The organism is Mesorhizobium sp. M4B.F.Ca.ET.058.02.1.1 (assembly GCF_003952505.1).
In the GTDB taxonomy this organism is placed as follows: domain Bacteria; phylum Pseudomonadota; class Alphaproteobacteria; order Rhizobiales; family Rhizobiaceae; genus Mesorhizobium.
The window spans coordinates 3,862,701-3,874,876 of the sequence record NZ_CP034450.1; the positions used below are offsets into that span (position 1 = coordinate 3,862,701).

General features: G+C 64.6%; 13 protein-coding genes. 5 read left to right on the forward strand and 8 right to left on the reverse strand.

Annotated elements, in window-relative coordinates; all coding sequences use genetic code 11:
* Positions 1-9: 9 nt before the first annotated feature.
* Entirely contained in the window at positions 10-645 is a 636-nt protein-coding gene (locus EJ073_RS18855; protein ID WP_126057083.1) for a LysE family translocator, read from the forward strand.
* A gap of 93 nt (positions 646-738) precedes the next feature.
* On the opposite strand, the gene EJ073_RS18860 is transcribed toward EJ073_RS18855, so the two are convergent.
* The 8 genes from EJ073_RS18860 to EJ073_RS18895 all read right to left on the reverse strand — a co-directional run bounded on the left by EJ073_RS18860 (position 739) and on the right by EJ073_RS18895 (position 8,431).
* Positions 739-1,830 carry a 3-deoxy-7-phosphoheptulonate synthase gene (locus EJ073_RS18860; RefSeq protein WP_126057084.1) on the reverse strand — a complete coding sequence of 364 codons (1,092 nt, stop codon included), beginning with the start codon at positions 1,828-1,830 and terminating at the stop codon, positions 739-741.
* Between the two features lie 88 nt (positions 1,831-1,918).
* Positions 1,919-2,053, reverse strand: a complete 135-nt coding sequence (locus tag EJ073_RS32780) for a hypothetical protein (protein ID WP_281033003.1) — start codon at positions 2,051-2,053, stop codon at positions 1,919-1,921.
* A gap of 229 nt (positions 2,054-2,282) precedes the next feature.
* Complete coding sequence (locus EJ073_RS18870; RefSeq protein WP_126057086.1) at positions 2,283-3,077, reverse strand: SDR family oxidoreductase; 795 nt, start codon at positions 3,075-3,077, stop codon at positions 2,283-2,285.
* Positions 3,078-3,108: 31 nt separating this feature from the next.
* The gene (iolG, locus tag EJ073_RS18875; RefSeq protein WP_126057087.1) at positions 3,109-4,101 is read right to left on the reverse strand and encodes an inositol 2-dehydrogenase; all 993 of its coding nucleotides are present in this window, start codon (positions 4,099-4,101) and stop codon (positions 3,109-3,111) included.
* Positions 4,102-4,181: 80 nt separating this feature from the next.
* Complete coding sequence (locus EJ073_RS18880) at positions 4,182-4,952, reverse strand: ATP-binding cassette domain-containing protein (protein ID WP_126057088.1); 771 nt, start codon at positions 4,950-4,952, stop codon at positions 4,182-4,184.
* A gap of 2 nt (positions 4,953-4,954) precedes the next feature.
* A complete protein-coding gene (locus EJ073_RS18885; protein ID WP_126057089.1) occupies positions 4,955-6,031 on the reverse strand; it encodes an ABC transporter permease in 1,077 nt (358 codons plus the stop codon).
* A gap of 115 nt (positions 6,032-6,146) precedes the next feature.
* Complete coding sequence (locus EJ073_RS18890; protein ID WP_126057090.1) at positions 6,147-7,088, reverse strand: sugar ABC transporter substrate-binding protein; 942 nt, start codon at positions 7,086-7,088, stop codon at positions 6,147-6,149.
* Between the two features lie 311 nt (positions 7,089-7,399).
* Positions 7,400-8,431, reverse strand: a complete 1,032-nt coding sequence (locus EJ073_RS18895; RefSeq protein ID WP_126057091.1) for a LacI family DNA-binding transcriptional regulator — start codon at positions 8,429-8,431, stop codon at positions 7,400-7,402.
* A 177-nt stretch (positions 8,432-8,608) separates the two neighbouring features.
* On the opposite strand from EJ073_RS18895, the gene EJ073_RS18900 reads away from it, so the two are divergent.
* The 4 genes from EJ073_RS18900 to EJ073_RS18915 are packed head-to-tail and all read left to right on the forward strand — an operon-like array spanning position 8,609 to position 12,163.
* Positions 8,609-9,715, forward strand: coding sequence for a fatty acid desaturase family protein (locus EJ073_RS18900; RefSeq protein ID WP_245455287.1), 1,107 nt, complete (start codon positions 8,609-8,611; stop codon positions 9,713-9,715).
* A gap of 43 nt (positions 9,716-9,758) precedes the next feature.
* Complete coding sequence (locus EJ073_RS18905) at positions 9,759-10,073, forward strand: MocE family 2Fe-2S type ferredoxin (RefSeq protein ID WP_126057092.1); 315 nt, start codon at positions 9,759-9,761, stop codon at positions 10,071-10,073.
* 5 nt (positions 10,074-10,078) lie between these two features.
* Positions 10,079-11,308, forward strand: a complete 1,230-nt coding sequence (locus EJ073_RS18910) for an FAD-dependent oxidoreductase (RefSeq protein ID WP_126057093.1) — start codon at positions 10,079-10,081, stop codon at positions 11,306-11,308.
* A gap of 48 nt (positions 11,309-11,356) precedes the next feature.
* Positions 11,357-12,163, forward strand: coding sequence for a 3-methyl-2-oxobutanoate hydroxymethyltransferase (locus EJ073_RS18915; RefSeq protein ID WP_126057094.1), 807 nt, complete (start codon positions 11,357-11,359; stop codon positions 12,161-12,163).
* Positions 12,164-12,176 lie beyond the last annotated feature (13 nt).

Sequence of the window (12,176 nt, forward strand, 5' to 3'; positions counted from 1 at the left end):
GCAACTGACATGGGCTATGCGGAAAATCTCTGGCTCTTCTTCATCCTGCTGTTCGGGATCATCGCCGTGCCTGGCATGGACATGCTGTTCGTGCTGGCCAATGCGCTGACCGGCGGCAGCAACAGAGGCCTTGCCGCGACCGGCGGCATCATGCTGGGCGGCATTGTGCACACGCTGAACGGCGCGATCGGCGTCGGCCTGCTCATGCATTTCGTACCGATCCTGTTCACGCCGCTGCTGGTCGCCGGCGCCGCCTACATGGCCTATATCGGCATCACGCTGATGCGCAGCTCCATCACCATCGGCCAGGACGGGCCTTCCGGCAGCCGTTCCGCCTGGAAGGCGTTTCGCCAGGGGCTGATGACCTGCCTGATCAATCCGAAGGCCTACCTCTTCATCCTCGCCGTCTATCCGCAGTTCCTGAAGCCGGATTACGGCCCGATCTGGATGCAGGCGACCGTCATGGGGCTGATGACGATCGCCACGCAGGCCGCCATCTATGGCGGGCTCGCGGTTACCGCCGGCCGCAGCCGTGAGCTACTGGTCGCCAACCCGCAGGCGACCGTCCTTGCCGGTCGGGCGGCGGGGCTGCTGCTGTTCGCGGTCTCGGTGTTCACCGCCTGGGAGGGATTGAGGGCGGCGTGAGCCTCAAGGGCCCACGCCGAGTTCCTTCCAGCATCCCGCATCCGTCTCGGCGCTGCGCGTCCGATCCACCTTCTCCCAGAGGGGAGTAGGAAGTCAGGCCGCGCCCTGCCGGGTCGCCAGCATTTCGCGTTTCACGGACCGGCGCCATTCGACCGCGCCGGCAAGCCCGTGCAGCACCGTCTCGGTGGTCGCCCAGTCGATGCAGCCATCGGTGATGCTCTGGCCGTAGGTGAGCGGCTTGCCCGGCACCACGTCCTGGCGGCCGGCGACGAGGTTGCTCTCGATCATGACGCCGATGATGCGCTCGTCGCCGGTCGCCACCTGGCCGGCCACGTCGGCCGCCACCTTGGGCTGGTTCTCCGGCCTCTTGCTGCTGTTGGCGTGGCTGACATCGATCATCAGACGCGGCGCGACCCCGATGCGTCCGAGTTCCGCAGCGGACGCGGCGACGCTCGCCGCGTCGTAGTTGGGCTGGATCCCGCCGCGCAGGATGACGTGGCAGTCCTCGTTGCCGGTGGTCGCCGCGATCGCGCTCCGCCCGCCCTTGGTCACCGCCATGAAATGATGCGGCTGCGCGGCCGATTTCACCGCCTCGGCGGCGATCCGAAGATTACCGTCGGTGCCGTTCTTGAAGCCGACCGGGCAGGAGAGGCCCGACGCCAGCTCGCGATGGATCTGGCTTTCGGTTGTGCGCGCGCCGATGGCGCCCCAGGCGACGAGGTCGGCGATGTATTGCGGCGTGGTCATATCGAGGAACTCGGTCGCCGCCGGCAGGCCGAGATTGTTGACGGCGGCGAGCACGTTGCGCGCCATACGCAACCCCTTGTCGATGTTGAAGCTGCCGTCGAGGTCGGGATCGTTGATCAGACCCTTCCAACCGACCGTGGTGCGCGGCTTCTCGAAATAGACGCGCATGACGATCTCGAGCCGGTCGGCAAGGGCTTCGCGCAGCGCCGCCAGACGGCTGGCGTAGTCCATCGCGGCGACCGGATCGTGGATCGAACAGGGGCCGACGATGACCAAAAGCCGGTCGTCGGCACCCGTCAGGATCGAATGGATGGCGTTGCGCGACGCGGTAACGGTGCGCGTCGCCGTCAGCGTGCGCGGTATCTCGCGCATCACCTCTTCCGGCGTGCTCAGTTCCTTGAGGTCGGTGACCCGAAGGTCGTCTGTGGTGGTCAACACGGCTTTCTGCTCCTGGTTAGGAGACCTGCCGGCTGAAACAAAAAAGCCGCCAGGTCTGGCGGCTTGTCGGACTGTTTTGCTGCAATCTTCAGATCGAGCGCAATCCTCCCGCCGCCAGCGAGCTACCGTAGCTAAAGTACCAAAACGAGGCCGTCAGGTGGATCATGCGGCTCATATAGTCGAAGCCGAAGCGTTTGTCACGTGTCGTGTTGTAGCGGGCCAATTGGCGAAACCATTGATGACGGCGCCCCTCTCCCCGTCACTATACGGAGAGAGGATGCCGGAAGGCAGGTGAGGGGCGGCGCCTACGGCAGAAAGACAAGGCCAGGCGGAGATATCGGCCTTCAACCTGAGTTTGGACCCATAGCTGTCAAAGTCGGCGCTGCCCCTCATTGCCCTGCCGGGCATTTCTCCCCGTATAGTGACGAAAGGGCTGGCCGCAGCGCCGGCCCTTACTCGCCGATCACGCCGGCGACGTTCTGGTCATAGTCGACCAGCGAGCCGGTCATGACGCCGGCCTGCGGGCTCAGCATATAGGTGATCAGCCGGGCAAGCTGCGCGGGCTTGACCAATTGGCCCATCGGCTGCGCGGCCTCGGCCTTTTCCAGCCAGTCGTCCGGCGCGTCGTGCCACTTCTTCTGCACGATCGCCTCGCCCTCTGTGTCCATCCAGCCGGGCAGCACGGCGTTGCAGCGGATGCGGTTCCTCCGATAGGAGCTGGCGACATTCTTGGTCAGCGTCATCAGCGCGCCCTTGCTGGTCGAATAGGGCGTCAGGAAGGACTGTCCGGCATGCGCCGACATCGACAGCACGTTGACGATCGAGCCCGGCGCCTTACGCGCCAGAAGATGCGCGACCAGGCCCTGCATCAGGAAGAAGGGGCCGCGTACATTGGTGTCGAAAATCTGGTCGAAGACGTCCTCTGTCGTTTCGATAAGCGAGCCGCGCGCCGAGGTGGCGGCGGCGTTGACCAGCGCGTTCAGCGTGCCGAAATGCGCGATCGCCGTGTCGACAGCGCGCTTGCAGTCGGCGACCCTGGCGACGTCGGCGCTGATGAAGATGGCGTCGACGCCGCCCTTCTTCAGCGCCGCGACGGCCTTGTCGCCCTTCTCCTGCGAGCGGCCGACCAGCGCCAGCGCGCGGCAGCCCTCGTCGGCCAGCGCCTCGGCGACGGCGAAGCCGATACCTTGCGCGCCGCCGGTGACGATGGCGCGCGTTTCCGAATTGCGACCGGCCAAACCGCTCATCGCTGTTCTCCTGTGTTCGAATTCAAAAAGCTCAGTCGACGCGAACAGTCTTGCCGGTCTTCGCCGACTTCAGCGCGGCGTCCGCAAGCTTCAGCGCCACAAGGCCGTCCGTTCCGCTTGGCGCCGCCTTCTTGCCCTTGGTTGCCGCGCCGATGAAGGCGGCGATCTCGTTGGCGTAGGCGTCGAGGTAGCGGGTCATGAAGAAGTCGTGCAGCGGCGGGCGGGTGTAGCCCTTGTCGTTGGCGAGCTCGATCGACACCGGCCGCTGGTTCTCGGCGGCGACCATGCCCTTCGAGCCGTGCACCTCGATGCGCTGGTCGTAGCCATAGGTGGCGCGACGCGAGTTGGAGATGACGGCCTGCTTGCCCGACGCGGTTTCCAGGATGACGCTGACCGAGTCGAAATCGCCGGCCTCGCCGATCTTCTTGTCGACCAGCACCGAGGCATGGGCGCTGACCGCCACCGGCTCCTCGCCGAGCAGGAAGCGCGCCATGTCGAAATCGTGGATGGTCATATCGCGGAAGATGCCGCCCGAGCGGGCGATGTACTCGAGCGGCGGCGCGCCCGGATCGCGCGAGGTGATGGTGACCATCTCGACCGCGCCAATGGCGCCGTCATCGATCGCCTTGCGCACGGCGGCGAAATGCGGGTCGAAGCGGCGGTTGAAGCCTACCATCAGCGTGGCGCCGGCCTTCTCGACCACGGCCAGGCATTTTTCCACGCGCTTGAAGTCGAGGTCGATCGGCTTCTCGCAGAAGATCGCCTTGCCGGCCTTGGCAAAGCGCTCGATGAGGTCGGCATGGGTGTCGGTGGGCGTGCAGATGATGACGGCGTCGATGTCCTTGGCCTTCTCGATGGCCTCGATGCTGCGCACTTCGGCGCCATAGGCCGAGGCCAGATCGCTCGCCGCCTTCTCGAAAGCATCGGCAACGGCAACCAGTTTTGCGTCGGGATTGGAGCCGACGGCGCGGGCATGGACCTTGCCGATGCGGCCGGCGCCGAGAAGAGCGAAGCGGATAGTCATGAATTGTCCTTTGAGGTGGTTCTAAAACATGTCCGCGCCTCTAGGCGCGGACGATCTGGTTGGTCCCGTCGTGACGCCCGTCAGGCCGCCTGGAGCTCCGCCTGCCCGGTCTTGGCGCCGGTGATGTAGGCGACGATGTCGTTGCCGTCGGTGTCCTGCTTGCGCAAATTGGCGACGATCTTGCCGCGCCGGAAGACGACGATGCGGTCGACCAGGTCGAACACCTGGCGCATGTTGTGGCTGATCAGGATCAGCGGTTCGCCATTCTCCTTCAGCGTGCGGATGATGTTTTCGACCTGCGCCGTCTCCTGCACGCCAAGGGCCGCCGTCGGCTCGTCCATGATGATCAGCTTGGAGGCGAAGGTCGCTGTGCGGGCGATCGCCACGCACTGGCGCTGGCCGCCCGACATGTGGCGGATGGTGCTCGAGAGGTTCGGGATCTTCACCGCGGTGCGGACCAATGCCGCCTCGGTCGCCTTGCGCATGAATTTGCGGTCGAGGATCGAGAAGGGGCCGAGATTGAACAACACCTTCTCGCGGCCGAGGAAGAGGTTGGACGGCACGTCGAGATCGTCGGCGAGCGCGAGGTTCTGGAACACGGTCTCGATGCCGGCCTCGCGCGCCTCGATCGGCCCGGCGAAGTTCACTTCCTTGCCGTCGAACCAGACCTTGCCGTCGGTTCGCTGCTCGACGCCGGTGATCTGGCGCACGAAGGTCGACTTGCCGGCGCCGTTGTCGCCCATGATGGCGACATGCTCGCCCTTGCGCAGTTCGAAGTTCGCGCCTTCGAGAGCATGCACGCCGCCATAGCGCTTGGTCAGGTTTTCGGTCTTGAGGACGATGTCCGACATGGTCAAGCTCCTATCGCGCGGCGACGCTGGCGCCATTGATCGAGAACCACCGCGCCGACGATGATCACGCCCTTGACCATCTCCTGGTAGTAGGCGTCGAGGCGCAGGAAGGTAAAGCCGGAAATGATGACGCCGAAGATCAGCGAGCCGATGACGGTGCCGATGATCGAGCCGCGGCCGCCCGACAGCGAGACGCCGCCGATGACCGCCATGGCGATCGCATCGAGCTCGTACATCACGCCCATGCCGGCCTGGGCGGTGAGGTTCTTGGAGGACAGCACCACCGCGGCAACGGAAGCGAGAATGCCGGCGATGACATAGACCAGCACCTTGTGGTTGGCGATCTTGATGCCGGACATGCGTGCGGCGTCCTCATTGGAGCCGATGGCGTAACAGTGCTTGCCGTATCTGGTGTAGCTCAAGATGAGCTGGAACAGGATCGCCAGCGAAATGAAGATGATAACCGGCATCAGGCCCTTGCCGATGGCGGCGAAACTGTCGGTCGGAAACGAGATCGGTTGACCCTTCGACCACCATTTGGCGATGCCGCGCGCGGTGACCATCATGCCGAGCGTGGCGATGAAGGGCGGGATGCGCGTATAGGCGATCAGCGCACCGTTGATCAGGCCGGCGATAAGACCGCAAGAGATGGCGACGAGCAGCGGGACGATCACGGGCAGGTCGGTCCAGCCCTGCGCCAGGAACATCGCCTTGGGGTTCGGGTTGCCATTGACCGTCGCTACCTGGGCAAAGCTCATGGCGATCATCGCCGTCGCGCCGACGATCGAGCCCGAGGACAGGTCGATGCCGCCGCTGATGATCACCTGCGTCACGCCGATAGCGATGATGCCGACGATCGAAACCTGCAGGATGATGATCTGCAGGCGGGCCTCGTTGAAGATCCGGCCAACGTCGCTGCGGGTGTTGAACAGGAAGCTGTCACCAAGAAAGATCCGGCCGATCAACTCGAAGACGACAACGAGAATTACCAGCGCCAGGAAAACGTTGAACTCGGCCGGCCATGCGCGTTTCTTCGCATCGTAGGTCAGCCCGCCGACGCCATGAGATGTCTGTGCCACGTGTTTTCCTCCGTCGGCCGCGTTCGCCCTCCCGCCGGTTCGGGCGGTGAGGGAAAATGGGGAGCGGCGCCGTTGTTATGATTTGATGCGCCGCTCCGTTTAGCCTAGCGCAGCCTCAGTTCTTCTTCAGGAACTTGTCGATGTTGGCCGGCGTGACGAGTTGGAACGGGATATAGACCTTGTGTTCCACCTTCTCGCCCTTGGCGAGCTTCAGCGCGGCGTCCAGCGCGCCGGCGCCCTGGCCAGCGGCGTCCTGGAACACCGTCACGTCGAGATCGCCCGCCTGCATTGCGGCAAGCGCGTCCTGGGTGGCGTCGACGCCGCCGACGACCACCGACTTCATGTCGATGTTGGCGGCCTTCATCGCCTGAATGGCGCCGATGGCGCTTTCGTCGTTGTTGGCGATGACGCCATCGAAGGGCTTGCCGGCCGACAACCAGTTGGTCATCAGGTTCTGGGCCTCGTCACGCTTCCAGTTCGAGGTCTGCTTGTCGATGATCTTGATGAAGCTGCAGTCCGGCGTAGCAATGACTTCCTCGATGTCCTTGGTGCGCTGCACCGCGGCCTGGTTGGAAAGCTCGCCCATGATCACGTAGACATTGGCTTCCTTCTTGCCCGCTTCCTTGAACAGGCGGCAGGCTTCCTGGGTTTCCAACGTGCCGGATTCAGCCTCGTTCGAGGCGACGAAGGCTTGGTTGTCCGGCAGCGTATCGACGTTGACCGGCTCGCGGTTGACATAGACCAGCGGGATCTTGGCCGCGGCAGCCGCGTCCGACATCGCCTGGGTGGCCGAGGTATCGACCGGGTTGACGATGATGGCGTCGACGCCCGAGGCGGCGAAGTTCTTGATCTGGTCAAGCTGCTTGGCGACGTCGTTCTGCGCGTCTTCGACCTGCAGTTCGACACCGCTCATGCCCTTGGCCTGCGCGATCATGCCGTTGCGCAGAACGGTCAGGAAGTTGTCGTCGAAAAGCGCCATCGAAACGCCGATCTTGGCGGCGAAGGCGGACGAACTCATAAGCGCCGACAGTGCGACGCCCAAAAGCAGTTTCTTCATTGTATTTCTCCTCCACATTGGTGTCCGGCTGCACCGATCTTTTGCCCGGAATCCCCGATCTCCCGAGGAATCTCTCCCGCTTTCTATTCCGGTTCCGGAGGGCGCCCTTTGCATGATGGAACGCCAAGTCCTCTGTTTGAAACAGATGTTCCGGAACGAAAGAACCAAAATACCCAGTTCGTGAAATATTTATTCCATTTCAGGCGGCGGCGTCAAGGGCGAATCGGAAGCCCGGCGCCGGATTTTCGGACTGGCCTGATAGATTCTATCATTTCGCCTGGCCGGCGCGCCGGCACGTGGATGCCGTGCGGCTAGATGTTTTCCGGCAGATAGATGTCGAATGGCAGGAAGGTCTGGCCAGGCGCGTTGGCGGCGCCGGCCTCGATGGCATGGGCCATCAGATCGACAAGCTCGCGGCAGAGCGCGGCGAGTGGCGTGGAGATCACCATGGTGAGGATGTTGTCGGCGAGTGCCGCGCGCGATTCTGCGTTGATCTCGTTGCAGACGACGACCGGCATATGCGCGGGCCGCGCTGCTCGCAGCGCCGAGACCGCGCCTTCCATGCCACCGCCGGCGACATAGCAGCCGGCGAGGTCCGGATGCCGGGCAAGGAGATCGATCATCGCATCGTGGGTCACCTGGTTCGCTTCCAGGTTGACCAGAGTCTCCATTACGATGAATTCCGGGGCATGCTCGCGGAAGAAGGAGCGGAAGCCGATCTCGCGCAGTTCATGGCCATGGAAGCGGTGGCTGCCGACGAAGAGGGCGACCTTGCCCGGCTTCCTGGCCGCCTTGGCGATCATCCAGGCCGCGGTGCGACCGACCTTGCGGTTGTCGAGGCCGACATAGCCCTCGCGGATGCCGGCGGCGAAGTCGGACAGCAAGGAGAACACCGGTACATTCCTGGCCTTCAGGGCCTCCACCGTCGCCGTCAGCGTCGGGTGGTCCGGACCGACGACGGCCACGGCCCTCGATTTCGCGGCCAGCCTGCGTGTCTGGGCGGCGATCTCGTCGGCGGCCAGCGACGCGGCGAAATCGATCGTCGCGACGCCGCGAAAGCGCTGCGATTGCGAGACTGCAAGTTCCAGCTCCCGCGCGAAATCGCCGTAGAAAATATCATTGCCTCGCAACAGCAGAAAGCCCAGGCGGTATTCCGGCAATTCCTGGCGCATGCGCTGCCTGATCAGTCCCGCGGCGTGATAGCCGATCTCGGTCGCAGCCTCATAGACGCGGCGCGCCGTTTCCTCCTTTACCGGCAGGCGGTTGTTCAAGACGCGATCAACGGTGGCAACGCTGACACCGGAGACGCGTGCCAGATCGGTAATGGTCGGCCGCTTTGCCATGAGCACTCCCTCGCTTGCCGACTCAGTTTACCTCGTCCTGATATGAAATGATAGAAACTATCTTTCTGATATTGAGACTATCATGGCTTGGAGCTATTTTGCATTTCGACGCCGACCGTGCACCCGCCCCACCGCTTTACGCGAGGGCCGAGCCGCAAGGTGCTGATGGAGGAAGCGATGACGGCAATGATGGACGCGGCGCCATCCCGGCGCGACTACAGCCTGGTTGGCCGCGACGCCAGGCTGGCGGTGGAGAATGGTCTCTCGGCGGCCGAGTGGTACCACACCGACATCCCGCGCAAGCAGATGAAGGAATTGATGCAGCGCTCGGACCAGCCGGCGATCCGCGACACCGTCATCTGGCTCGGCGCCTTGGTCCTCAGCGCCGCCGGCGGCGCCTGGTTCTGGGGCACGTGGTGGTGCGTGCCGTTCTTCTTCGTCTACGGCACGCTTTACGGCTCCTCGACCGATTCACGCTGGCACGAATGCGGCCACGGCACCGCCTTTCGCACGCAGTGGATGAACGACGCCATCTACCAAATCGCCTGCTTCATGATCATGCGCAACCCGGTGACCTGGCGCTGGAGCCACACGCGCCACCACACCGACACCATCATCGTCGGCCGCGATCCGGAAATCGCCGTGATGCGGCCGCCGGACCTGATCCGCACGGCACTGGCCTTCGTCGGCGTCCTCGACGCCTGGCGCGCGATGAGCGACATGCTGCGCAACGCGGCCGGCAACATCAGCGCGGCGGAAAAGACCTTCATTCCCGAGCAGGAGCAGCCGAAGGCGATCCGCATCGCCCGCATCTGGGCGGCGATCTATGCCGCCACGATCGCGTCGGCGTTCTATTTCGACTCGTTCCTGCCGCTGATGCTGGTCGGGCTGCCCAGGCTCTACGGCGCCTGGCATCACGTCATGACCGGCCTGTTGCAGCATGGCGGCCTTGCCGACAACGTCATCGACCACCGCCTCAACAGCCGCACCGTCTACATGAATCCGATCAGCAGGTTCATCTACTGGAACATGAACTACCATGTGGAGCACCACATGTTTCCGATGGTGCCCTACCACGCGCTGCCCAGGCTGCACGAGTTGATCAAGCATGACCTGCCGGCGCCGACGCCGTCGATCCTGGCCGGCTACCGCGAGATGATCCCGGCCTTCCTGCGCCAGCTTCGCTACGAGGATTACTTCATCAAGCGGGAGCTGCCGCCGACGGCCCGCCCCTATCGCGAGGATCTGCACAGCGATCATCCCACGGCTGCAGCGGCCGAATGATCGGCCGAGGCGCGCCGAACAATCCAATTCGCCGGAGGACGACATGAGTGACTGGGTCGAGGCCTGTGCGGCCGGAGACATCGACGAGGAAGACGTTATGCGGTTCGATCATGGCGGCCGTACCTTCGCCATCTATCGCAGCCCGGATGACGAGTATTTCGCGACAGATGGGCTGTGCACGCATGAGAAAGTGCATCTGGCGGGCGGACTGGTGATGGACGACATCATCGAGTGCCCGAAGCACAATGGCCGCTTCAACTACAAGACCGGCGACGCCAGGGGCGCCCCGGTCTGCGTCAACCTCAAGACCTATCCGGTCAAGGTCGACGCCGGCAAAGTCCTCATTCAGATCGGGTGATCGCGATGTCCGGGGGAATGGTCATCATCGGCGCCGGCGAATGCGGCGGGCGCGCCGCGCTCGCCTTGCGCGATCTCGGCTTCGAGGGCGCGGTGACGCTGATCGGCGACGAGCCGCATCTGCCCTATGAACGGCCGCCGCTGTCGAAGGAGGCGATGACCGGCGAAGTGCCGGCGATCAAGGCGATCACCAGCGAGGAGCTTCTGGCCGAACGCTCGATCCGGCACATCCGTTCGGTCCGCGCCGTGGCGATCGACCGCGCCGCGCATGCGGTTCGACTGTCGGACGGTTCTTCGCTTCCCTACGACAAGCTGTTGCTGGCGACCGGCTCGCTACCGCGCAAGCTGCCGATGCCGGGGCTGGGCGAACGCTGTGTCTATCTTCGGACCTTCAACGACGCTCTGGCCATCCGCGCGCATCTCAATCCAAAAAGCCGCATCGCCATCGTCGGTGGCGGCTTCATCGGGCTGGAGCTTGCCGCTTCGTCGCGCAAGCTCGGCGCCACGGTCACCGTCATCGAAGCGCAGCCGCGCATCCTGATGCGCGGCGTGCCGGCCGAGATCGCCGCGGCAATCCACGCGGCGCATGAGGCGGAAGGCGTGATCATCCTCGCCGGCCAGGGCATAGAAGCAATCGCCGATGACGGCAAAGAGGTGCGCATCACGCTTACCGGCGGACGACAAATCGCCGCCGACCTCGCGGTGATCGGCATCGGCGCCGTGCCGGTGACCGGGCTTGCCGCGGAAGCAGGGCTTACGATCGACAACGGCATCGCCGTCGATGCCGAGCTGCGCACCGCCGACCCGGACATCTTCGCCGCCGGCGACTGCTGCTCGTTCCCGCTTGCCGTCTATGGCGGCCGCCGCGTGCGGCTGGAAGCCTGGCGCAACGCCCAGGAGCAGGGCGCGCTGGCGGCGAAAAACATGCTCGGCGCCGGCGAGGCGCATGCGTCGGTGCCGTGGTTTTGGTCGGATCAGTATGGGCTGACCCTGCAGATCGCCGGGCTTTCCGACGAGGGCAAGAGCATGGTGCGCCGCGACCTCGACGACGGCGCCTTCATCCTGTTCCACCTGGCGGACGACGGACGGCTGGTGGCGGCGAGCGGCATCGGTCCGGGCAATGCGGTGGCGCGCGATATCCGCCTGGCGGAAATGCTGATCGCCAAGCGCGCGGCGCCGGCGCCGGCGGCGCTCGGCTCGCAAACGGTCAAGCTCAAATCGCTGCTGGCGGCGTGAGGCTTCGGAAGGTGCCGGCATCTCGTGCGGCATGAGGGGGATCAAGAAATGGCACGCAACAGACCGACGGTCGCCGACCTGCAAGCGCTGAAGGGCAAGCGTCAGTTGTCCAAGCTGCGCGTCTTCTCGCTGGAAGAAGCGGAAGCCGCCGAAAGCGCTGGCATCGACATCATCTCGGTCACCTATGACCTGATCTTCGACCCGCGTTTCCGCGACGCCGCGCCGACCTGCTTCGCCATTCCCGGCGACGAACAGGCCAAGATGGGCGCCACCACCGACGATATCCTGCGCACAGCGGTGAAGCTGCGCGCGGCGAGCGCCGATGCGATGTACTGCTCGGCCAGTTTGCAGACGATCCGCCGGCTGCGCGACGAGCACATCCCGGTCTGCGGCCATGTCGGCCTGGTCCCGGCGCATGCGACCTGGACCGGCGGCTTCAAGGCGGTCGGCAAGACCGCCGAGAGCGCCGCTTTCGTCTGGAAGCAGGTCAAGGACCTCGAGGCGGCCGGCGCCTTCGCCGCCGAAATCGAGGTGGTGCCGGCCGAGGTCGCCAGCGCGATCTCGCGGCGCACGCCGCTGATCATGATCTCGATGGGTGCCGGCGCCGGCTGCGATGCCCAGTATCTGTTCTCGGAAGACGTGCTCGGCACCAATCGCGGCCGCTATCCGCGCCACGCCAAGCGCTACCGCGATCTCGCGGCGGAGTTCGACCGCATTCAGAGCGAGCGCATCGCCGCGTTCCGCGAATATGCCGCCGACATCCAGTCGGGCGCCTATCCGGAACCGCGCCACATGGTCGAGGCGGACGCGCTGGAATTGCGCAAGTTCGAGGCGTTCCTCGACGCGGAAGGCTAAACAGCCCGAACCC